This is a genomic window from Pseudochelatococcus sp. G4_1912 (assembly GCF_047501465.1).
In the GTDB taxonomy this organism is placed as follows: Bacteria; Pseudomonadota; Alphaproteobacteria; order Rhizobiales; family Beijerinckiaceae; genus Pseudochelatococcus.
The window spans coordinates 966,821-990,736 of the sequence record NZ_JAZDRL010000001.1; the positions used below are offsets into that span (position 1 = coordinate 966,821).

The 23,916-nt window shown below is 55.3% G+C and carries 15 protein-coding genes; 6 read left to right on the forward strand and 9 right to left on the reverse strand.

What is annotated here, in order from left to right; genetic code table 11:
* Positions 1-24: 24 nt before the first annotated feature.
* Positions 25-2,307: an NADP-dependent malic enzyme gene (locus VRZ32_RS04470; protein ID WP_414524495.1), complete on the forward strand. Its 2,283-nt coding sequence runs from the start codon at positions 25-27 to the stop codon at positions 2,305-2,307.
* Between the two features lie 239 nt (positions 2,308-2,546).
* On the opposite strand, the gene VRZ32_RS04475 is transcribed toward VRZ32_RS04470, so the two are convergent.
* On the reverse strand, positions 2,547-3,956 hold the full coding sequence (locus tag VRZ32_RS04475) for a hypothetical protein (protein ID WP_414524496.1): 1,410 nt from the start codon (positions 3,954-3,956) through the stop codon (positions 2,547-2,549).
* Positions 3,957-4,346: 390 nt separating this feature from the next.
* Here VRZ32_RS04475 and cckA point away from each other — a divergent pair, with 390 nt between their 5' ends.
* Entirely contained in the window at positions 4,347-6,962 is a 2,616-nt protein-coding gene (gene cckA, locus VRZ32_RS04480; protein WP_414524497.1) for a cell cycle histidine kinase CckA, read from the forward strand.
* Between the two features lie 240 nt (positions 6,963-7,202).
* Here the strand turns inward: cckA and VRZ32_RS04485 are convergent, their stop codons facing one another.
* The 8 genes from VRZ32_RS04485 to VRZ32_RS04520 all read right to left on the reverse strand — a co-directional run bounded on the left by VRZ32_RS04485 (position 7,203) and on the right by VRZ32_RS04520 (position 19,649).
* Complete coding sequence (locus tag VRZ32_RS04485) at positions 7,203-8,303, reverse strand: ATP-dependent DNA helicase (RefSeq protein ID WP_414524498.1); 1,101 nt, start codon at positions 8,301-8,303, stop codon at positions 7,203-7,205.
* 188 nt (positions 8,304-8,491) lie between these two features.
* Complete coding sequence (locus tag VRZ32_RS04490; protein ID WP_414524499.1) at positions 8,492-9,952, reverse strand: GntP family permease; 1,461 nt, start codon at positions 9,950-9,952, stop codon at positions 8,492-8,494.
* Positions 9,953-10,057: 105 nt separating this feature from the next.
* The gene (locus tag VRZ32_RS04495; RefSeq protein WP_414524500.1) at positions 10,058-11,137 is read right to left on the reverse strand and encodes a patatin-like phospholipase family protein; all 1,080 of its coding nucleotides are present in this window, start codon (positions 11,135-11,137) and stop codon (positions 10,058-10,060) included.
* Entirely contained in the window at positions 11,134-12,153 is a 1,020-nt protein-coding gene (locus tag VRZ32_RS04500; protein WP_414524501.1) for an AI-2E family transporter, read from the reverse strand. Before VRZ32_RS04500 ends, VRZ32_RS04495 begins: the two co-directional genes overlap by 4 nt.
* 50 nt (positions 12,154-12,203) lie before the next feature.
* On the reverse strand, positions 12,204-15,287 hold the full coding sequence (locus tag VRZ32_RS04505; protein WP_414524502.1) for an efflux RND transporter permease subunit: 3,084 nt from the start codon (positions 15,285-15,287) through the stop codon (positions 12,204-12,206).
* Positions 15,284-16,411 (reverse strand): efflux RND transporter periplasmic adaptor subunit, encoded by a 1,128-nt coding sequence (locus VRZ32_RS04510; protein WP_414524503.1) that lies wholly within the window; start codon positions 16,409-16,411, stop codon positions 15,284-15,286. Before VRZ32_RS04510 ends, VRZ32_RS04505 begins: the two co-directional genes overlap by 4 nt.
* A 149-nt stretch (positions 16,412-16,560) precedes the next feature.
* Positions 16,561-18,420, reverse strand: a complete 1,860-nt coding sequence (locus VRZ32_RS04515) for an ABC transporter permease (RefSeq protein ID WP_414524504.1) — start codon at positions 18,418-18,420, stop codon at positions 16,561-16,563.
* Positions 18,420-19,649 carry an ABC transporter substrate-binding protein gene (locus tag VRZ32_RS04520; protein WP_414524505.1) on the reverse strand — a complete coding sequence of 410 codons (1,230 nt, stop codon included), beginning with the start codon at positions 19,647-19,649 and terminating at the stop codon, positions 18,420-18,422. Before VRZ32_RS04520 ends, VRZ32_RS04515 begins: the two co-directional genes overlap by 1 nt.
* Positions 19,650-19,916: 267 nt before the next feature.
* Between VRZ32_RS04520 and VRZ32_RS04525 the strand changes: the two genes are divergently transcribed.
* From VRZ32_RS04525 to pgeF, 4 genes are all read left to right on the forward strand, one after another.
* Complete coding sequence (locus VRZ32_RS04525; RefSeq protein WP_414524506.1) at positions 19,917-20,636, forward strand: CBS domain-containing protein; 720 nt, start codon at positions 19,917-19,919, stop codon at positions 20,634-20,636.
* A 74-nt stretch (positions 20,637-20,710) separates the two neighbouring features.
* Positions 20,711-21,613, forward strand: coding sequence for a prolipoprotein diacylglyceryl transferase (lgt, locus tag VRZ32_RS04530; RefSeq protein WP_414524507.1), 903 nt, complete (start codon positions 20,711-20,713; stop codon positions 21,611-21,613).
* Positions 21,610-22,722 (forward strand): class I SAM-dependent methyltransferase, encoded by a 1,113-nt coding sequence (locus VRZ32_RS04535; RefSeq protein WP_414524508.1) that lies wholly within the window; start codon positions 21,610-21,612, stop codon positions 22,720-22,722. Before lgt ends, VRZ32_RS04535 begins: the two co-directional genes overlap by 4 nt.
* A gap of 95 nt (positions 22,723-22,817) precedes the next feature.
* Positions 22,818-23,642: a peptidoglycan editing factor PgeF gene (gene pgeF / locus VRZ32_RS04540; RefSeq protein ID WP_414524509.1), complete on the forward strand. Its 825-nt coding sequence runs from the start codon at positions 22,818-22,820 to the stop codon at positions 23,640-23,642.
* Positions 23,643-23,916 lie beyond the last annotated feature (274 nt).

Here is a 23,916-nt window from a genome sequence, read left to right on the forward strand (position 1 = left end):
TTCCCAGAGGCAGACCCCATCCCCATGACAGAGCGTAAACGCAAAACCCGCCTGACCTACACGGATCAGGAGGCCCTGAATTTTCATTCCCGCGGACGCCCCGGAAAACTAGAGGTCACGCCTACCAAGCCGATGACAACGCAGCGCGATCTATCGCTGGCGTATTCTCCGGGGGTGGCCGTACCAGTGCGTGCCATTCATGAAAACCCCGTAACCGCCTATGATTATACTGCGCGCAGCAATCTGGTCGCGGTGATTTCCAACGGCACTGCGATTCTGGGTCTGGGAAATTTGGGTGCGCTTGCATCAAAGCCAGTGATGGAAGGCAAGGCCGTCCTCTTCAAACGTTTCGCTGATATCGATGCTTTCGATCTTGAGGTCGATACGGAGAACGTGGAAGAGTTCATCAATGCCGTGCGTTTCCTTGGCCCCACTTTTGGGGGTATCAACCTTGAGGACATCAAGGCCCCTGAGTGCTTCATCATTGAAGACCGCCTCAAGGAGCTGATGGACATCCCCGTTTTCCATGATGACCAGCACGGCACGGCAATCATCGCGGCGGCGGGCATGATCAATGCCCTGCATCTGACCGGGCGCGACATCGCCACAACCAAGCTCGTTGTGAATGGAGCGGGCGCTGCAGGCATTGCCTGCATCGAGCTCGTCAAGGCTATTGGCTTCAGAAACGAGAACGTCATTCTCTGTGATACCAAGGGCGTGATTTACAAGGGCCGCACTGAAGGCATGAATCAGTGGAAATCCGCCCACGCCGTTGAAACCAAGGCACGTTCGCTCGCAGAGGCAGTGAATGGCGCGGATATCTTCTTCGGCCTCTCGGCAAAGGGTGCGCTAACGCCAGAGATGGTGGCAAGCATGGGTGAAAACCCGATCATCTTCGCCATGGCTAATCCTGATCCGGAAATCTCGCCTGAAGAAGTCGCCCGCGTTCGCGATGATGCGATCATGGCGACAGGTCGGTCGGATTACCCCAATCAGGTTAATAACGTCCTCGGCTTCCCCTATATCTTCCGTGGTGCGCTTGATGTGCGTGCCACGACCATCAACATGGAAATGAAGATTGCAGCTGTCAACGCGCTGGCGCAACTTGCCCGCGAGGACGTGCCCGATGAAGTCGCAGCTGCCTATGATGGCGCACGCCCGCGCTTTGGCCGCGATTACATCATCCCTGCCCCTTTCGATCCGCGCCTCATTCAGGTTGTGCCACCTGCTGTTGCGCAGGCTGCCGTTGATTCTGGCGTTGCACAGCGCCCTATCGAAAATGTTATTGAATACAAAACACAGCTTTCAGCCCGCCGCGATCCGGTGGTAAGCGTGCTTAACACTGTATTCGAGCGCGTGCGCCGCTTCCCCAAGCGCGTCGTTTTTGCTGAAGGTGAGGACGAGGCTGTCATCCGTGGTGCTCTTTCCTATGTGCACCAGGGACTTGGCACTGCTATTCTGGTGGGACGTGAGGATAGGATTCGCGAAACTGCCGCACAGGCAGGCGTTGATTTGAATGGTCGCGAAGGGATTGAGATCCATAATGCCGCGCGCTCACAATATAATCAGCTTTATACGCAGTTTCTGTATGAAAGGCTGCAGCGCGATGGCTTCCTGTTGCGCGATTGTCAACGGCTGATCAATCAGGACCGCAACCATTTCGGTGCAGCGATGGTCGTGCATGGCCATGCCGATGCAATGGTCACTGGCGCTACCCGCAATTATCACACCGCGCTTAAGGAAGTTATGCGGGTGATTGATACACGGCCTGGCCATCGGGTGATCGGCGTCTCTATTGCCATCACGCGTGGGCGCACCGTGCTGATTGCTGATACGGCCATCACTCAGCTTCCTACTTCAGAAGATCTTGCAGCAATTGCAACAGAAGCTGCAGGCGTAGCGCGTCGTCTGGGATATGATCCGCGCGTGGCGCTCCTGGCGTTCGGCACCTTCGGCCAGCCACGCGGCAACGGCTCCGCCCACGTACACGAAGCCGTGCGCATTCTGGACCAACAACGCGCACGTTTCGAGTATGATGGTGAGATGAGCGCGGAAGCGGCGCTTAATGCGGAAGCGCTATCGCTTTATCCATTCTGCCGCCTGAAGGGGCCTGCCAACGTGCTGGTAATGCCAGCGCTGCATTCAGCGTCCATCTCCACGCAGATGCTGCAGGAACTGGGGGCTGCAACTGTTGTAGGACCGCTGATTGTTGGTCTGAACAAGCCTGTGCAAATTTTGCCCATCGGCGCCAAGGATACCGATATTGTAAACATGGCTGCACTCGCCGCCTACAATATCGGTGGCTAGGATAATTGATCATGTCTCAGGGTGAGCCGCAAAAACGTCCATACGGCATTTTTCTGGCTTCCCTTGAGACAAACCTCAACACTTCCCAAGCTTACGTCTGAAATTTAATGGCTGGAGATTTCGGAAATTTGCGCTGATTGCATCTCAGCCCACCCGAAAAATGTTTTGTGAAAGCAAAAAGGGGAGATCCGTTGCATCGGATCTCCCCTTTTTCAATCATTACTCAGGTTAAATGGTACTCACTCGCCCTTCGGTGAATTACGTCCCAGTAAGCGAGCAAACTCTGCCTCGATATTTTCCAGCGACGTGAGATCAAACGCAGGTGGTTTTGCGGTCTCAGTCTTCGGCGCAGGCGTTGATGCCACTTGGGATGGCTCTGACTGCGCCTCATTCTTTGACGATTCGCCGCTCTTTTCCGGTATCGCTCCCTGGCTGGATGCTTCCTGTGCAGGAGGATTGACAGCACGCGTAGGCGCCATCCCTGGCAAGGGACGGAACGACTCAGCTCCAGATGGCGCACCACTCACTGAACGCGCAGGAGAAACTGGCGCAATAGGTGACGGCGGTGTATAAGGCGCAGTCGTTGGCCTATCTATACCAAGAGATGGGAAGTCCCTCCTGGCAGGCTCGAAGGCCTCCTGCTTTACGGGCTGGATATCAGCCTGCGCGCCGGATGAAGGACCAGCCTCAACCGGGTTGACGCCTTCACCAGCCTCTTTCGCTGCAGGTACATCATCAAATTTGATACCCGTCACCGGAGATGGCCGCACTGCCCCGAAAGGACGTTTCAACGCCTCTTCCAACTGACGTGTCACACCGCTTAAAGGACGCTGCGGCGCATCCTGCTCACGGGTGGTCGTGGAAGTTGTTGCTTGTGAAGCCGCAGAGCCGGGAAGAGCATTGCCAGGAAATGAAAGCGGCATTGCCTGCAAACCTGCCCCAACGCCAGCAGCTCCTGCAGTTTCAGTTTCAGTTTCAGTTCCTGTTACTTCGCGACGGGGCAAGCTACCTGATGGAGCGGTCGGCATAACTGGCTGTATTGGCGGAACGGGGGGCTGCACAGGTGGCAAAGTAGGTGAAGTAACCGGCCGGGATGTCGGCGCAAGCGGTGATGAAGGCGCCACAGGCGTCGCCAATGGCCTGGTCACCCCAGGGGAGCGCCCACCACTTAAACCAGCACTAGGCTCAACAACATTTGGCTGCGGCATTTCCATGCGGGCTGGTGCACGAACAGGTTCAGCCTCAGGACCGGCCTCGTCGGCAACAGCCATACTGCTTTCTGTCAAAACAGGAGCATGATGGGGCTGGACCGGCTGCGGACCTGCTGCACGATATGGCATGCGCCCTATTCCGCTTTCAACAAGCAGATCGTTTGGACCACCGACCATCACAAGATGCTCGACATTGTCGCGCCTTAACAGCAGGAGCTGGCGCTGTGAATCGATATCCACAGCATCTACAATGCCAAGGCGCTGCTGCCTATGGCGCGCGCTGGTACCTGAAAATCCTACCCGCGACCGTACACCGGTTATGCGTCGTAACAGGGCGGCAAAGGCCGCCAGCAGCCCCAGTATGATGACAAAGGCTAGCAGATACTGAACCGCTGCCGGTGTATTGCTCCCGAAAATCTCCACGGTCGCGCCCCCCACCTATAGAACCGCCGATTACACGGCTATTAACATCTTGGCTGAGCCATAACGGATTCGCCAGTATGGGATAAATCGCATTTAATGCTGCATATGCAAAGCCTTCATTAGCTACTTGTGATTTATTGTGTGTATGGGAACTCCTGTAAGGGCAGAGAAATATCCGGTAACGGGCTATGCATGCAGGCAAAGCAACATATGGCGTGTACAAGCGAAACGATACCTCAAGCATTGAGCCAGAAGTCTATTGTGCGATTGAGCGCCATATGATCTTGAAGCATACAATCTTGAAGTATCCTTACTTGAGACGTCGGCGATAAGTAAAATGGTATCGAAGTGCAGGCTTCTCATTGGCTGTCTTCGAAATAGATGCGGTAAAGGGACATCCACCGGATGAACGAGACACGCGTGGACAATTCGAGCGAACGTTCCGAATTGCGGACAGGCCATGCGGCCCTCGTCGTGCTGCTATCGCTTGCGCTCATGGGGGTTGCAGGCTGGTTCTTTTATAGTGGCCATCGAATGAGCGAGCCTGTTATTTTAGGCATTCTCGCTCTCTGCGCCATGCTTGGTATCGCGCTAACTTTGGCGATGGCGCTGGGTCTTTTGCAACCCGCGCGCCAGCGCAACGATTTACCCAAAGCACTTGCCGACTCCAGCAACGAGGGGCTGATTGTCATAGAGAGCGACGGGCACATAGCCTATGAAAACGACGCTTATCGTGCTCTCGTTAATCGCCTCAAGAGTGATGATCTCCCTGGCCCTTACACCATTGAACGCTTGTTTAATGGCGCACCGGACATTGCTGAAGCAATTTACCGCCTCGCGCAAGCCGCTCGCGAAGGGCGCGCCGCCGCAGAGGAAATTCGGCTCGTTCCTAAAAACACCATTACAGACGCCCAGAAAGCTCTTGTACGTAGTGAAGGCCGGGGTGAATTGAGCGTCGATGCGCTTTGGTTCAAAGTCAGCGTGCGCCCCATCCATGCAGGCGGACGCCGCGCTGCGCTTTGGGGCGTTGTAGACATCACACGTGACCGGGAACGGCAGGAAAGCGTGTTTCGCGAGCTGCAACACGCCATTGATTATCTCGACCATGCGCCATCAGGCTTTCTGTCGCTCACTGCGCAAGGGCAGATTATTTATATGAATGCGACCCTTGCGCGCTGGTTGGATCACGATCTCGCGCAAGTGGGTTCGGGCGGATTGACGTTGTTAGAGGTTGTGCCACCGAATGCCGCTGCTCTTATTGGCTCCGTCACCGGCGCTCCCGGAGAAGAACGAACGGAAACGCTCGATGTTGATTTCCGCAAGCGTGGTGGCCAAAGCCTGCCGGTACGTTTATTCCACCGTATAGCTTTCGACGCGGAAGGCCGCCCTCTGCCCTCACGCACACTGGTGCTGAACCGCTCGCCTGGAGAAGATGTAGCGGAAGGCCAGCGTGCAGCTGAAGTTCGTTTTTCGCGCTTCTTTAATAACACGCCCGTTGCCATCGCTACTGTTGACCGTCAGGGGCTCATTCTGCGTTCGAATGCCTCTTTTGCACGTCTCTTCGGTGTTGGCTCACGTTCTCATGAGGGCCATGCACAACGCTCTATTCTTGGTGTTGTTTCACCGCGCGACCGCGAAGGACTGGCCAACGCCGTCCATCAGGCGGCAGAAGGTATTGGCGATATAGCGCCGATCGATATCGTAATCGCCAACACCACTAATAGTGTTATCCCCTCCACAGGGCAAACCGCAGCGCATACAGAGCGGTCAGCACGCTTTTATTTTAGCGGTATTGACGATGGCGAGCTGGATGGCGAAGTAGCCATTGTTTATGCCCTCGACATAACCGAACAGCGCGCCCTTGAAGCGCAATTTGCGCAGGCGCAGAAAATGCAGGCTGTGGGACAATTGGCTGGCGGTGTTGCGCACGATTTTAACAACGTGCTGCAAGCAATCATTGGCTATTCGGATCTGCTTTTATCGAACCATCGCCCGACGGATCCGAGCTTCCAGGATATCATGCAGATCAAGCAGAATGCCAACCGTGCTGCCGCTCTTGTGCGACAGCTGCTGGCGTTCTCACGTCGCCAAACGCTTCGTCCGAACGTGATACAGCTGGGCGACGAGCTTTCTGAACTGTCCGAGATGTTACGTCGTCTGCTGGGCGAGCGTATTTCGCTTGAGCTGCATCATGGCAGCGGCTTGTGGGAAGTGAAGGCTGATGCCACGCAGTTCCAGCAGGTGATCGTGAACCTCGCCGTCAACGCACGTGATGCGATGAAAGAAGGCGGCAAAGTCATTATCAGTACATCCAATGTGCCAGCAGCAGATTGCGCCCGTTATGGCTACAACGAAGCAGCGCTTCCGCATGCGGACTATACACTGATTGAAGTGTCAGACACTGGTAGTGGCATTCCGCCCGATGTCCTCGACAAGATTTTCGAACCGTTCTTCACCACCAAGGAAATCGGCAAAGGCACAGGGCTTGGCCTATCCATGGTCTACGGCATTGTGCAGCAAAGTGGCGGCTACATTTTCTGCGATAGCGTTATAGGAGAGGGTACGGTTTTCCGCATTTTCCTCCCCCGCCATATGCGGACGGAAACGCCGCAGATTGCCACCGCCTCCAAACAACGTGAAGCGGTAGACGTTACCGGTCGCGGCACCGTGTTGCTGGTGGAAGATGAGGAAGCCGTGCGCAAGTTTGCATCCCGCGCATTGACATCCAGAGGCTATACCGTGATCGAAGCCGTATCCGGCACAGATGCACTTGCCATTGTCGACAAGCTGGAGTCGCCAGTTGATCTTGTGGTTTCGGACGTAATGATGCCTGAAATGGATGGGCCCACCCTGCTCACGCATTTGCGCAGCCGCTTCCCCGACCTGAAGGTGATTTTCGTCTCCGGTTACGCCGAGGATGCTTTTGAAAAGAACTTGCCAGAAGGCGAGAATTTTTCCTTCCTCCCCAAACCATTCGGCCTGAAAGAGCTGGGGGAAGCAGTGAAAAAGGCATTGGGCTAAGGCTTTAAAATCGATGCTCAATAGAAGCGCCAATTGATACACTGCGCGCCCAGGCTAGCCACTGAAGAATGGGGTTGAGCTTCACCTCAAGGTGAGCAGCACCAAGAGCCTCGAAAGACGCACTTGTATGCGCATCAAATGGATCCCAAAGGTGTTACCCACCTTTGGGTTTGATACTGGATACCTTTCGAGAAGCTGCACGTAAAAAGGTGCCGGTTGCAGGCCGTCATGAGGCGACGATCAATCCATTCTTACGATGGTCAATCGCTCAGCTGCTCGCGTTATGCCAGTGTAGAGCCAGCGGGCACGGTGCTCGCGAAAGGCCCGTGATTCATCGAACAATACCACCTCATCCCACTGCGAACCCTGGGATTTGTGCACAGTCAGCGCATAGCCATAGGTGAATTCGTCAGAATCCCGACGCGCCGAATAGGGAATGTCCTCTTCTACGCCGGTGAAAAAGTCGGTCAGCACAGAAACATCTACCCCGCGACGCACATTTTCATCTTCAGGCGCCACTTCCATCTTGAGGTAGCCTTTTGCCTCCCCGCGCAAAGCCTTGATGGACCAGGTGCTGCCGTTGAACAGCCCTTTGGTTTTATTATTACGCAGGCAAACAAGCTTTTCACCCGCTGCAGGCAACGAATCCCGAAAGCCCAACAATGCACGAATGCGTCCATTATAAAGCCTGCGGGTGCGATTTGTGCCAACCAGTACTTGATCAGCACGCATAACCTTCTCGGCATCAATCTCGCGTCGCGAGATGACACGTGTGCCCTCTTCTGCTATCTGCGGCAGTTCTCCGCCTTCGCGCACAGCCATGGAGAGACGGATGATCGGATTATCCCGCGCTTGCCGATGCACCTCGGTGAGCATGACGTCGGGCTCAGCCTCAGTAAAAAACCCGCCTCCGCGCACAGGTGGCAATTGCGCTGGATCACCAAGCACCAGCACCGGCACCTGAAACGACAGCAGATCGCGCCCCAGCTCCTCATCCACCATCGAGCACTCATCTATAATGATCAGTCCAGCCTTTCCGGCTTCTGCTTGACGGTTGAGCACGAATGATGGCGCATCTTCATCCTCATTGGTTTTTGAGCGATAGATCAGGCTATGAATCGTCGAAGCTCCCTCGCAGCCTTTACTGCGCAGAACGGAAGCTGCCTTGCCGGTATAAGCACCAAAAATGACATCACCATCGACATCTTCGGCAATATGGCGCGCAAGCGTGGTCTTGCCGGTGCCCGCGTATCCGAACAGGCGGAAGACTTGTGGATTCCCGGTCTTGAGCCAGCGCGCCACCGCCTTCAACGCCTCATCCTGCTGTCCCGACCAATTCATACCACGCCATTCCCTTCATGAAGATCATGGTTTGTTCTACAGCATTGATCTTCCACGTCAAGGCATAGAACCGTCAAAAAACGCTATCAAAGATCTATAATGACGGGGATTCTGGTGAGAAATGCATCAGCCAAGGCAGCGCTAGGCCTGAGAACTGTCGCCGATAATCATCCAATCGCGGCGCATGTTTAAAATGATCCCGCCACTGTTCCCAGCATGATCACAGCTACCAGCGCTATCAATGCGCCAACAATCGCCGTCATGACGATATCGAGATAGCTATGCTTATGAGTTGAACCACATACAGCCAGCAGTGTCACCACCGCGCCATTATGCGGCAAGCTATCGAGCGTGCCGGCACCAATCACAGCCACGCGATGCATCAAAGCGGGATCAATGCCGATTTCGGCTGCGATTTCCATATATGTCGGGCCAAGCGCATCCAGCGCAATCGTGAGGCCACCTGAGGCAGAGCCCGTGAGTGCCGCCAAAATATTGGTGGCGAACGCCAAGGATACGAGCGGCCCGCCATCAATATCAAGTACCCATTCCTTGACTATCTCAAACGCCGGCAGCGCCGCGACCACAGCGCCAAAGCCGACAAGACTTGCAACGCTCAGAATTGGCAGCACAGAGGCGTTTGCACCAGCATCAAGTGTCGCACGAATGCTAGGCAGGCGGGAATAGTTGATCGCGACAAGCACAAGGATGGCAACAAACAGCGCCACGATAACCGACCACACACCTCCAACCGCCGAAAGCGACGTATCGCCCCACGCCTCGGTCGTAAGAAAGGAGGCATCGAAATTCGGCAGGATCACAAAGGACATGATCAGGTTAACCAGCACCACCACAATAAGCGGCAGAGCTGCAAGATAGAATGATGGCAGCGCACTCGCATGCCCACCGCGCCCGATCTCTTCAGGATCGAACTCGCGTGCAGTTATTGCGCGCTCGCGGATGACATCATTATGGGCAGCGCCTTCAGCAATCTCGGCGGCAGCGCCCTCGTAAGTGTAGCCTTCACCTGCAAGCCGCGCCTTGCCTTCAGCGCGTTGCAGCCACCACAGGCCAAACCCCAACATAATGGCTGATGCAATGATGCCAAGCCCAGGTGCGGCAAATGGATTGGTGCCGAAAAACGGCATCGGAATAGCGTTCTGAATTGCCGGCGTGCCGGGCATCGCTGACATTGTAAACGTAGACGTGCCCAGCGCAATGGCAGCTGGCATCAGGCGGTGGGGAATGTTTGCGGCCTTAAACAGCGCATGCCCCATCGGCGCCAAAACGAAAAATGCGACAAACAGGCTAACCCCGCCATAAGTGACGAACGCACCCGCAAGCACAATGGCCATGATTGCACGGCCAGTGCCAAGCTTATGGGTCATGAAGTTGGCAATGGATTCAACCGAACCGCTTGCCTCCATCAGCTTGCCGAATAACGCACCAAGCAGAAAAATCGGAAAAAACTGCGCCACAAAAACAGCTGCATTGCCCATGAACGTTTGCGTCCAATGCGCTAGCACAGGCTGTCCCGCAAGCAGCGCCGCAATCATCGCGCATGCAGGCGCAAGAATGAGAATGCTCCAGCCTCGATACGCGAGCCAGACCAGCAGGCCAAGGGCAATCAAAATTCCGATTATGCTCATAGGCCTGCTCCGGTAGCATCTTCATGGGCGCAAGCTGGCTGCGCTTGAGAAGTTGTGATGTCACAATATGAATGTCAAAGATCGCAGCGTCATGCTGCAATCGCCCTAGATCTGCTCAAGCAGATTATGCAGCAGCGTACTCAGATCAAATGTAGGGCGAACGCCCAGATCCTGACGGTGATCGCGCAAGAAGTTATCCGCCTGCAAGCGCCCCTCTTCACGCAGAAGCGTGAGAAACTCCCATTCGGCATTCAGCTTCGAGGATGCACCAAGCTCCACCATCATCGGAGTGGAAATGCGGTGGATGCGCATGTCAGCCCATTCCTCTACCCATTCCACGTGCTCAAGATGGCCCTCATCGCGCAACAATTTCTGGAACATCGCAATGCCGCGCAGCTCCTTTTTGAGGCTGGCGTTAAAAGCGATCTCATTCAAACGATTGAGAATATCCCGCGCAGTTTTCGGCACGCCGGGGCGCTCTATCGGATTGATCTGCACGAGGATGGTGTCACGCGCATTACTCTCGCGGATGATTGGCGTCAGCAATGGATTGCCGGAAAAGCCGCCATCCCAATATGCATCGCCATCAATTTCCACGGCCTGATGCACCAGCGGCAGGCAGGCGGAGGCAAGCAGCGCATCCGCATTCAGCTCAGCATTACGGAACACCCGTGGCAGCCCCGTGCGCACGTTCGTTGCCGTGATGAACAGCTTGATCGGCGATTGCTGCAAACGCTCAAAATCAATGCTCTCTTCCAGAACATCCCGCAGTGGATTGAGGTTGGATGGGTTTATATCATAAGGCGAGAACAACCGGCTGGCGAGATCGTAAAAGACATAGCCGGGCGAGTTATCGAGCGTCCAATTGCCGAACATGACATCGAGCGGCGCGCGTTGCATCGGGCTGAAACGTGCAGCGTCGCTCACCTGACGCCAGAACTTCTCCAGTGCTGCCTTGGCGCCTTCAACCCCATTCAGCGTAAAGCCATAAGCGAGAACAGCAGCGTTCATAGCGCCCGCCGATGTGCCGGTGATGCTTTCGATCTTCAGCGTTGGATCATCGAGGAAACGCTCGACAACCCCCCACGTAAATGCGCCATGTGAACCACCGCCCTGAAAGGCGAGATCGATCAACAATGGGTCGCTTTTGGTTCCACGATTGGTGCTTGATGCCTTGGTGGTCATGCTTCATCCTTTCCGGATAGAAGAGCAGCGATCCAGCGGCTCGATGGGTAATGGGCGCAAAATGTGATGATAGCGATCAGCAGCGGCACACCGATGAAGGCGCCCGGAATGCCCCACAAAAAGCTCCAGAAGAACACAGCAAACAGCACCATGAATGGTGAAACAGCAAGTGCATTCCCTGCAATTCGTGGCTCCAGATAGCTGCCGATCAGGAATTGGATAAGGTTCATGCCACCGAAAACAATCGCTGCGGTCTGCAAACTCTCAAACTGCACCACGGCGAACACTGTAGGCAGAATGGTCGCAATAAGCGGGCCGATAAAAGGGATGTAATTAAGCGAGAACCCAATCACGCCCCATGCAACTGCAAGCTCAAGCCCTGTGACCCTGGCAAACGCCCAGAGCACAATGCCCGTCATGATGCTCATGAGCGTGCGCACGCCCATGTAGCGACGGAATTTGTAAGCAATGTCCGTGCTGGCTGCGCGAACCCGCAAGCCCCAATCACCCATGTGACCCAGCTTGCGCGCAATCACTTCCACCTCAAGCAGCCCAAGCAGCACAAAGATGAATGTGACGACAACAAAACCAGCAAGGCTATTCGCCCACAGCACAAACCCCTGGAATAGACGCACCAGCCAATTCACATCAAACTGATTGGCAAAGACGCCTGCAAGGACAATGCCATGGCTCTCAAGCCATTGAGCTTTCAGCAGATAAAGCTCCTGAAAACGGCTGGCATTGCCGAGCATCCACTGACCAGCGCGGGTAAAGCCCCATACGGTCAGCGATAATAGCGAGCCAATCACAACCACAGTGATAATCAGCGTAATCGCCAACGCCACCAATTGGGGAATGCGCTGTTGCAAAGTCTTTTGCAGCGGCCACACGATCGCAATGATGAACAGTGCAAAGAAAACCGGTGCAAAAAGCGAGCTGGCGATAACAAGCCCGGCCAAGCCAAGGATGACAGCACACACGCCAATCAGGAAGTCGGCGCTCCGGGTCTCAGTCATTACGTATTCCTGTCAGTGTGTGGTCGGGCAAGAATGATACTGGTGCGCCATTATGCTGCCGCACCAGAGCTTGCCTGTGATGGTGGCGTTTCCAGGCGCGCATCTGGCCCAAACCAGGCCACGTACAATGCGGGCAGGAATACCAGCGTCAACAGCGAGGCCACGAGCAAGCCACCCATAATCGCGAAGGCCATCGGCCCCCAGAACACGGTGGGCGCAATCGGAATCATACCAAGCACTGTCGAAACCGCCGTCAACAAGATGGGGCGGAAACGCAGCGAACTCGCCTCGATCACCGCTGCAAGCACGGTCTTGCCAGCCAGTCGTTCGGCCTCGATCTGACCAATCAGAATCACCGCATTTTTGATAATCATGCCGAGCAATGCGAGAATGCCGAGGATAGCCACAAACCCAAGCGGCCTGCCCGAAAGCAACAGCGCTGCAACGATGCCAATCAACCCAAGCGGAGCAACACTCAGCACCAGAAACAGACGCTGGAAGCTCTGTAACTGGAACATCAGCACCGTCACCATGATCAGCAGCATCAACGGGATTACCGCGATGACGGAAGCCTGTGAAGCAGCGCTCTCCTCCACCGTACCGCCAACCTCAATCGAATAGCCCGCAGGCAGCCCTGCCGAGAGTGTGGCGATTTTCTCTTCCAGCCCATTCACCACCGTTTCCGGCAGTTCGCCTTGTACCACATCCGCCTGCACAGTGAGGGTAGGCACACGGTTGCGCCGCCACACAAGCGGGAAGTGCTGATCATACTCAAAGCGCACGAACTGACTCAACGGCACAGTCCGTCCGCCGGGTACAGGCACCTGCAACGAGCGCAGCGTTTCAGGTGTCACGCGTTCTTCATCGACAGCACGCATCACCACGTTGACGAGATAAATATCGTCGCGCACCTGAGAAACGGCGGAACCGGTGATAGCCGTGTTCAGAATACCAGCCACGGCCTGCGATGAAAGACCAAGCAGACGCGCCTGATCCTGATCAACCCGCAAACGAATTTCACGCGCAGGCTCAATCCAGTCAAAGTTGACCTTCTCCACCCCCGGTGATGATGACATCACGCCGGAAAGCTTCAGCGCTATCTCACGCACTTGCGCAATATCAGGTCCCGTCACGCGGTACTGAATTGGCCAACCAACAGGTGGCCCCAGTTCCAGCGGCGAAATGCGCGCAACTACCTGCGGGAAATGCTCCTCGAAAATCGCATTCATCTTGTCGCGTAAGCGCTCGCGAGCGGGCACATCCTTGGCCACCACGACCGCTTCAGCGACAAAGCTATTCGGCAATTGCACATCAAGTGGCAGATAGAAGCGGATTGCGCCCTGTCCGACATAGGTGCTCCAGCGTTCAATGTCCTGATCATCCTGGATCAGCGCCTCGAACTCCTTCACCAACGCCTCAGTGCCATGGATCGAAGCCGACTGCGGCAGACGCATCGTCACGAGCAGCTCAGGCCGGTCTGATGAGGGGAAGAACTGGCTTGGAATAAGCGGCAGCGCCAGCAATGACAACACAAAGAGTGCAAGCGTCACGACAATCGTCACATACCGCGCCTTTAACGCCAATCCGAGGAAGGATTTGTATGCTCCCTCGATCTTGCTGGGCTTCGGCTCGGCCTGCTGCCTGGGTGCCTTGATCAACGCCATACCGAGCAGCGGCGTAAAGATAACTGCCACAAACCATGAGACCACCAGCGCAATGCTGACAACCGCAAACAACGAGAATGTATATTCACCCGCAGAACTCGCCGCGAACCCAACCGGCACAAACCCCGCCATTGTGACAAGCGTGCCCGCCAACATGGCGAAAGCATAGGTCTTAAAGGCAAATACGGCAGCTACTTCCTTGCTGTCACCCTTGGCAAGGCGCGTCATCATGGCATCTGTCGTGGTCATCGCGTCATCGACCAGCAGTGCCAGTGCGATAATCAACGCACCAAGCGAGATGCGCTGCATATCGATGCCCATAAGATCCATCACCGAAAACACGATGGCGAGCGTAATCGGGATCGCAAGCGCGATCACCAAACCAGGACGCACGCCTAGGCTAAGGAAACAGATCGCCAGAATGATCGCCACGGCCTGCCAAAGCGATTCCATGAATTCGGCTATGGCGCCATCAACCGTCACGGCCTGATCAGCCACCAGCTGAACTTCAATACCGACCGGCAACTCCGCCTTGATCGAGGCCATCATGCGGCTGATCTCGGCGCCCATCGCGAGGATGTCCCCGCCATCGCGCATAGCAATCCCAAGGCCGATCGCCGGCTCGCCATTCACGCGGAACATAGGCTGAGGCGGATCAACAAAGCCGCGCCGCACCTGCGCGATATCACTCAAACGCAAAATGCGATTGCCAACCACAAGATTGATGCCAAGAATATCGCGCTCCGACTCAAATGCGCCCGATACCCGCAGCGAAATGCGTTCTTCGCCAGTCTCAATGATACCGGCTGGATGCACTGCATTCTGCGTCTGCAGCGCCGCTATTACCGCCTGCCTGTCGATGCCAAGGCGCGCCAGCTCTGCCAATGAGAACTCGACGAAAATCACCTCATCCTGCGCACCAATAACCTCGATCTTCGACACATCAGGCACGTTCAGCAGCCGTGAGCGGGCCGCTTCAACATAATCGCGCAATTCACGATGGGTAAAGCCATCCGCCGTAAAACCATAAATAATGCCGAAGGTGTCGCCAAATTCGTCATTAAAGACCGGCCCAATTACGCCCTGTGGCAAGGTACGGGCCATGTCGCCTATGCTCTTGCGCACGTGGTACCATATGTCCGGCACCTCACTGCCGGGTGCTGAACCCTCCAGATTAACGAATATCGTCGTGACGCCAGCACGCGTGAAGCTGCGCAGCGTATCGAGCCGAGGCGTCTCCTGCAGCGTCCGCTCAAGCCGCTCTGTAACCTGCAGCAGAGTATCCTCAACAGTTGCGCCAGGCCATGCCGCGCTCACCACCATCGTTTTGATGACAAACGTCGGATCCTCATTGCGCCCCAGCCGCTGGAATGACCACACGCCCGCTGCCACCGCAACGATCATGAAATAGATCACCAACGAGCAATGATTCAGGGCCCATTGCGAAAGGTTGAAGCCGCCTTTGCTCATGATGGCGCTCCGCCCAGGCGCACTTTCATGCCAGGATGAAGCACCTGCACGCCCGCGGTAACAACGATCTCACCTTCTTCCAGACCGGTTGCGACCGCAACCGAGGACGGATTAAACCGCCGCACCTCAATGTTGCGCAAGGATACGGTCGATGTCGCGGGATCAACAACCCAGACCGCCGGCTGACTGTTGAACTCGGTCAGAGCGCTGGCTGGCACTTCAATCGCCGCACCCGCATCAAGCCGCATCGTACCAACCACCGTGGCACCAAGACGGAAAGCCTCAGGCGGCTGCGACAGCCCCACCTTGACCGCAAACGTCCGCGTGACAGGATCGGCCTGCGGTGCAACTTCGCGCACGCGCCCTTCCGCCGTTACATTGGGTGAATCGCTTAGTGCAACAGTGATAACCGGATCGCTTGGTGCGATACGCAACACTTGTGCTGGCACGTCAAACACTGCATCCCGGCCATTTTCGCGGGCAATGCGCACAATCATCTGCCCAGCCTGCACAACCTCACCGGGTTCTGCGCCGCGTGCGGTGACGACACCTTCTGCGTCGGCATGCAATTCTGTGTAATCAAGATTGTCACGGGCGATCTTGAGGCGTGCCTTGGCGTCATCAACCTGCGACTGCGAGGACAGATACGCCTGCTGTGCCACATCGAAATTCGCACGTGTCGTAAAACCACGATCGAGCAGATGCCGCTGGCGCTCAAATGCATTCTGCGTCTGGGTCAGAAGCGCGGAAGCAGCGTTTAGGCCTGCTTCTGCCGAGCGCAGGTTATTCTGGGCATTCTGCGCATCAAGGCGCGCCAGTACTTGCCCCGCCGTCACGCGATCACCCACGTTCACCAGCCGCTCAACCATCCGCCCGCCAACACGGAAGGCAGTAGCCGCCTCATCTTCCGCTTCGATGTGACCCGTTAGTGTTACGACGTCGCCTGCTTCGCGTGCCTCCACAGTTACGGTGCGCACAATACGTGGCGGGGGCTCTGCCGTTTCAGGCTCCGGGCCACAGGCTGCCAGCAGGGAAAGCGTCATCAGAAGGGAAAGTCCGCCCATTCGCTGAACAAAAGGACGCACCGTATCACCATTACTTTGAAAGCCGATCCAGCCCAACACAGCATGCCCCCGCTATGAAAATGAGAATTCACAGAACGCGATTATCTACACACAAACTGTAACGGAACAATACTGCGCACGCTCTTCTGGAGCGTAAAATGTCATGCATCAACTTTTAAAGCACAATATTTAAATAGTCCGCAGATAATTCAAAAATAAAGCTTCGGCATGCGCTGCATCAGGCGCTCACGCAGGATCTCCAGCGAACCGACAATCCCCTTTGGAAACACCACCACCAACGACACAATCAGCACGCCGAGTACCAATTTCGACAGATCGGTAAAGCTCAAAAGCCATATTGATAGCGCCTTGTAGACAATCGCTCCCACCATCGCGCCAGAAATAGTTTCGACCCCACCAAGCAGCACCATCACCAACCCGTCTATCGACATGCCGACGCCCAGATTCTCGGGAAAAACGCTACCCTTGAGATAGACGAACAAAGCCCCCGCGAGGCCAGCGAAGCCGCCTGCAAGCACGAAGGCAAACCATTGCTGTGCAATCCGATTGACCCCAATACTTTCAGCGCGCATTGATGCATCACGCAACGCTCGTAAAGTGTAGCCGAATGGCGATAGCACAATCATCCGCAGCAACATCGCCCCGCCAACGCAAAGCACAAATGCCAAGCTGTAGAAGCCTTGAGGAGAGCTTGCAAAGCCTTCGGGCCAGATACCGATGATGCCGTTATCGCCTCCCGTTACACCAACCCATTGAAACGCAATCGACCAAATGATCTGCGCGAATGCAAGTGTCAGCATGGCAAAGTATACACCCGATAAACGCACGCAGAACCAGCCGAATGCAATCGCTCCCAATGCGGCAAGAACCGGCCCTGAAAACAGTGCCACAACCATTGATGCACCGAATAATTTTGCCGCGAAAGCAGCACCATAACCGCCAAGTCCAAAAAATACCGCATGGCCAAATGGCGCGATGCCTCCAACCGACATCAACAGGTGCACGCTTGTGGCAAATAACATCATGATCAATATTTCGGCAGCAACAGTGAGCGCATAATCATCAAGCACCCACGGAAGGGTGGCCGCAGCCAGTATCAGCAGCGTTACCATTATACGCTCTGGCGTATTAAACCTGCGCCAGGGCCTTGCTGTAACAGCCGTATCCACGCGCTGATGCGATTGTGGCATACCGAACAGTCCATAAGGACGAACAACCAATACCACCGCCATCACAAGAAATACTGTGACCATCGAAATGGTGGGAAAAGCCAGAATGCCGAACGCATTGAGCTGCGCCACAACCAGCGCCGCAACAAATGCCCCTGTGACCGAGCCAAGCCCGCCGATCACCACCACGACGAAGGCTTCAACAATAATGTGCATGTCCATCAGATGGCTTACGGCATCGCGCGGCAATTGCAGCGCCCCACCGAGACCCGCCAGAAACGCCCCCAAAGCGAAAACACCCGTGAAAAGCCATTTCTGGTTCACGCCAAGCGCGGCAATCATCTCACGATCCTGCGTCGCCGCACGCACCAGCACGCCAAACCGCGTCCGGCGGAAAATCAGATGCAGCAGCACCAGCACCAGCGGGCCCAGCGCAATCAGAAACAGATCGTAGGCAGGCACAAGCTGGCCGGCTATCTCAACCGCCCCCGTCAGCCCCGGCGCACGGCGGCCTACAAGATCTTCCGGCCCCCAAACAGCAACGACCGCATCCTGCACGATCAACGTGACACCAAATGTCGCCAGTAGCTGAAACAACTCAGGTGCCCGCGTGAGTCTGCGCAGCAGCACAAGCTCGATGAGCGCCCCAAACACTGCCACAATTGCCGCTGCCAGCAAAACCCCGCCCCAGAACCCGAGTGGTCCCGAAAGCCGCTCTGTCAGCGTATAGGCAAGGTAAGCGCCGATCATGTAAAATGAGCCGTGGGCGAAATTCACTACCCGCGTCACACCAAAAATGATCGATAATCCCGAAGCAACCAGAAACAGCGACGCCGCGCTGGCAAGGCCGGTGAGGCCTTGCGCAAGCAAAAACGCCATCAGTCTGGTCGCCGCATCTTGGCAGCTGTTGCCTCATCCGGCAGATAATCTGCCCCGTCCTTGTAAACAGAATCGACCATCACGCCCTTGCCATCCTTCACGCTCGTGCGCCCCAGAAACGCGCCCAGTGTCGACTGATGATCAACCGCGCGGAAGGTGATTGGCCCAAATGGCGTATCGACATGAACACCCCGGCCTGCCTCGATCAGCTTCTCAGTATCAAGCGAACCAGCACGCGCGATGATCGCAGCGATTGATTTCAGCGTGGCGTATCCAACAACAGAACCAAGGCGCGGATAATCATTGAACTTCGCCTCATAGGCAGCGAGAAACGCCTTATGCTCAGGCGTATCAATAGATTGCCAAGGATAGCCCGTAACAATCCAGCCCTCGGGCGTTTCCTCTTTCAGGGGATCAAGATACTCTGGCTCGCCGGTAATAAAGCTCACCACAGAGCGATCCTTGAACAGGCCGCGAGTATTGCCCTCACGCACAAGCTTCACCAGATCGGGACCGAAGGTCACGTTCAGGATGGCATCCGGTTTGGTAGCAAGTGTTGCCTGCACAACTGCGCCCGCGTCAATCTTGCCTTGTGGCGGCCATTGCTCGCCTACCCACTCGATATCGGGGCGCTTTTCAGAGAGGATTTTCTTGAAGACCGCAACAGCAGACTGGCCATATTCGTAATTGGGCGCAATCGTCGCCCAGCGCTTGGCAGGCAGCTTGGCCGCCTCTTCCGCCAGAATAGAAGCCTGCACCCAGTTTGAAGGCCTCAGCCGGAACGTATAACGACTGCCCTGCTCCCAGATCATCGCATCAGTCAGCGGCTCGGCGGCAACAAACAGGATCTTTTTCTGGCGAGCGAAGTCCGACACCGCCAGTCCGATGTTGGAGAAAAACGTGCCCGTCAGCACATCGACCTTCTCTCGTGAAACCAGCTCATTGGCCGCCGTGATGGCATCCGCAGGGCGACCCGCATCATCGCGTGAGATCACCTCGATCGGGCGCCCCAGCACGCCACCGGCAGCGTTGATTTGCTCAACAGCCAGCTGCCATCCCTTGCGATAAGGCTCGGTGAAAGCAGGAATGCCGGAGTAACTGTTAATCTCGCCAATACGGATAGGATCACCCGCAGGTTGAGTCTGCGCAAAGGCCGTGCCTATACCCGCGCAAACAGCGAAGGCCCCAGCAAATAATGCCCCAAAAGAATGCCTGTTCACGATTGTCATAGCGTGCCACCCTCACTCCAGAAAAGAAGTTGGCGCACGGTGCATTATAATGCGTTCTTTCGCAACAGTTCTGCCCCCCAAGGTGTGTTGAGATTTATGCCATGGAGCACAAGAGGAAAGTCTCCATTTGCAAACCGCAATATTAATACACCCTAATTGCCACTTGCACCGCCTGAATGGAGAGAGCAGTCTGCCATTGTAGAAATTGAATCGCGAGCGATATGTAAATAGATCACCGCATGGTTCTGCGTTAAATGGAGGATTCCCTTGAAAGCCGCCGATATCATGACTTCAAACGTCATCACCGCTTCTCCGGATGATCGCATATCCAACATTGTGGCGCTGATGCTGGAGAAGAAAGTCAGCGGCCTGCCGGTCGTTGATGCCGAGGGAAGCGTTGTGGGAATGGTCACAGAAGGCGATTTTCTACGTCGCGCGGAACTCGACACCCAGCGTGAACGTAAGCGTTGGCTTGAATTCATCCTTGGCCCCGCAAAGGCTGCTGCGGATTATGTTGAAGCAAATGCCCGCCGCGTTAAAGAAGTGATGACTCCCCATCCTGTTACAGTCACTCAATATACGCCGCTCAATGATATCGTAACCTTGTTTGAACAAAACAAAATCAAGCGCGTGCCTGTCACGGCCAATGGCAAGCTTGTTGGCATAGTAAGCCGTGTCGACCTGCTACGCGCACTTTCAAAGCAGATTAATCGACCAACTCTTGGCAGTGATGCCAGTATTCGCGAGCAGATTACAGCCGCTATCGCCCGTGAACCATGGGCGCCGCCCTACATTCCCACGCCTGAAGTTGTGGATGGAGTCGTGACGTTGCGCGGCACTATTTTCGATGCGACTGTACGTGAAGCCCTGAAAGTGTTGATCGAATCAGTGCCAGGGGTGCGCGAAGTACATGATCGGCTGATTTTGGTAGAACCCTTGTCAGGGGTCATTATCGACCAGCCGGAAGGGCAAAGCGGCCGCAATTAAGCGTACTCAAAAAATACTGGACTTGACGCGCCGCCGCCAACAGGGACATTGACGCCGTCAAGTCTGGAGACGTCATGCTGTTATCGACCCCCGTTCTCACCTCTTCGTTAATGTCTGTGCCTATGCTGGCGCTGGCTTTTCCGGCTATTGATCCGGTGCTGATATCAATCGGACCACTGGCGATTCGCTGGTATGCATTAGCTTATATTGCGGGTCTGATTGGTGGGTGGATTTACGCTCGCCGCCTCGTCAGCACCCCCAGCCTATGGGGCGAGGCCAAATGCCCCACTCTCACAGATATTGATGATCTGTTGGTCTATGCCGCCCTGGGCGTCGTGATTGGCGGGCGACTGGGTTATGTGCTGTTTTACAGTCCAGACCAATATATGGCTGATCCATTATCGATCTTCGCTGTCTGGAAAGGAGGCATGTCCTTCCATGGCGGCCTTGCAGGTGCAGCGATTGCCATGGTTATGCTCGCGCGCATCCGGCATTTGCCGATTCTTTCCTTATTTGATGTCGCGGCAGCAGTTGCGCCTATTGGGCTTTTCTTTGGGCGGATTGCCAATTTCATTAATGGTGAGCTGTGGGGCAGACCCGCGCCTGATTTGCCATTTGCGGTCATCTTTCCACACGCGGGGCCTGTTCCACGGCACCCCAGCCAGCTCTATGAAGCATTGACGGAAGGACTGCTGCTGTTTGTATTGGTTGCGGTTGTTGTGCGGATAGCAGGATTTCGCCGCCCCGGACTCATTACGGGCGTGTTTGCCGCAGGCTACGCCGTTGCACGCAGTGTGTGTGAGTTTTTCCGCGAACCCGATGCGCAACTCGGCTTTCTATTCGGCACGAATGTATCTGCGCTTGAAGGCGGTGTTACCATGGGGATGCTACTGAGCCTTCCCTTGCTATTAGGCGGCGTGTGGCTTATCGCAACGGCCCGCCCTGCAATATCTCAAATCAAGGACATGACGCCATGACGCCAGCAGTTAATGAAAACGATACCCCGCTGGCGCAAGAGCTGAAAATCTCTATCGCTGCCAATGGTCCGATTTCCGTTGAGCATTACATGGCGATGTGCCTTGGCCACCCGCGCTACGGCTATTACATGACGCGTGATCCGTTGGGCATGTCTGGAGATTTCGTTACCGCCCCCGAGGTTTCGCAGATGTTTGGCGAACTGCTTGGATTATGGGCTGCGGAAACGTGGCGCTTCATGGGCGAACCCGCAATCGTGCATCTGGTAGAGCTTGGTCCGGGCCGTGGCACACTCATGAAGGATGCCCTGCGCGCAGCCAAGGCCCTGCCAGCTTTTCATGATGCAATTGAAGTCCATCTCGTTGAAACCAGCCCTGTATTGCGAAAACTGCAAGCGGCAACGCTGGCAAACAGTGGTTTCATGCCCACCTGGCATGATGTTTTCGCGCAGGTACCGGAAGGACCGGTGATTGTTTTTGCCAATGAGTTCTTCGATTGTTTGCCGGTCCGTCAATATGTGCGCGCGAATGGTGCGTGGTTTGAACGGCTGATTGGGCTTGATGCAGAAGGTGAGCTGGCATTCGGCCTTTCAGGAACCCCGGAAGCTGCCCTCACACGTGATGCGCCTGATGGCGTATTAATGGAATTTCCCGCCAGCCATCTTATTGCCATGCGCGAGATTGCCGAGCGTGTAGCCGCTGAAGGCGGCGCGCTGCTTGCCATCGACTATGGCCATCTGCGCACCGGGTATGGCGAAACCCTGCAAGCTATACGCGATCATGGTTTCACCGGCGTGCTCAATGAGCCGGGCGAAGCCGATGTAACCGTTCATGTCGATTTTGCAGCATTGTCCCAAGCGGCGCTCATGGCGGGGGCAGCAGTTCATGGACCGGTCATGCAGGGTGATTTCCTGCTCCATCTCGGTATCCGCGAGCGGGCACAGGCGCTGAAAGCGCACTCACCTGCACAGGCTGCCAGTGTTGATGCCGCCCTGGCCCGTTTAACAGACATGGAAAGCCGTGGCATGGGCCAATTGTTTAAAGTGATGGCAGTTACCAACCCCTCCTTGCCGCTGCTGGCAGGGTTCAATCAACGTCGTGACCCACGCTAACATATAGGGTCTGCGCTTTGTGCTGGCCTGCAAAACGAGAAAGAGCGCCGACGCTCCTTTTTACAAAAGACACGCTGACGCAGGAGCGACTGGTTATGACCGATCACAATGCTGAGCCCTCCAATGCCGTCATGCCTGAAGCGCTTGAGGCTGCTTCGCTGGCAGCATTGCCGGGCATCCGCCATGCTTTTTTCACCCGGCGTGGTGGATGCTCAGAAGGACTTTATACTTCACTCAATGGCGGTGTTGGCTCGGCCGATACACGCGACGCCGTGCAGGAAAACCGCAGGCGCATGGCCGCCCATTTCAACCTGCCAGCAAGCAACCTTGTCTCATTGTACCAGATTCACTCCGCAGACGTTGCTGTCGTGGAAGCGCCTTTCCCCATCGATGAACGTCCACGCGCAGACGCCATGGTGACTAACCGTCCAGGCATAATTTTGGGCATTGCAACCGCAGACTGCGGTCCCCTGCTTTTCGCTGATCCGCAAGCGGGTATCATCGGTGCAGCTCATTCAGGCTGGAAAGGCGCTATCAGCGGTGTGCTGGAGGAGACCATCGCATGCATGGAGACATTGGGAGCTGACCGCTCACGCATCTCAGTGGCGCTGGGGCCCACTATTAGCCGCACGGCATATGAGGTCGGCCCGGAGTTCATAACCCGCTTTAAAGCAACCGATGTAAGCTATGAGCGCTTTTTCACTCCTTCAGCACTTGAAGGCCGTGAAGGCTATGCGCAATTTGATTTGCCAGCATTTATTGGCGCACGCGCACAAGCTGCTGGTATCAAGACTTTTGAAAATCTTGGTCTATGCACTTATGCGGATGATGCACGTTTTTATAGTTTCCGACGCGCCACCCATAAGGGCGAAATTGATTATGGCCGATTGATTTCAGCTATTACACTATCAAAAAGATAAGAGATCATCTCATTCCAATCACCGCAGAAATCTTTCGTTTCCCTCAAAAGGCAACGGGATGTGGGAGGCTGTGGCGCGACTATACGCGAAACAACTAACTTGCTTGTCGAGATATTACAGATAACGACCAGTGATCTGCATGCTGGAAAAGAAGATTTCATGGGCGTAACTGGATAGAATTAAACAACCTAAATTAGATAAAACTATATAAAACAAGAAAAATACAAATACATAAAATACAAAATAACTAAAAATCTCTATTAAAATTAAATTA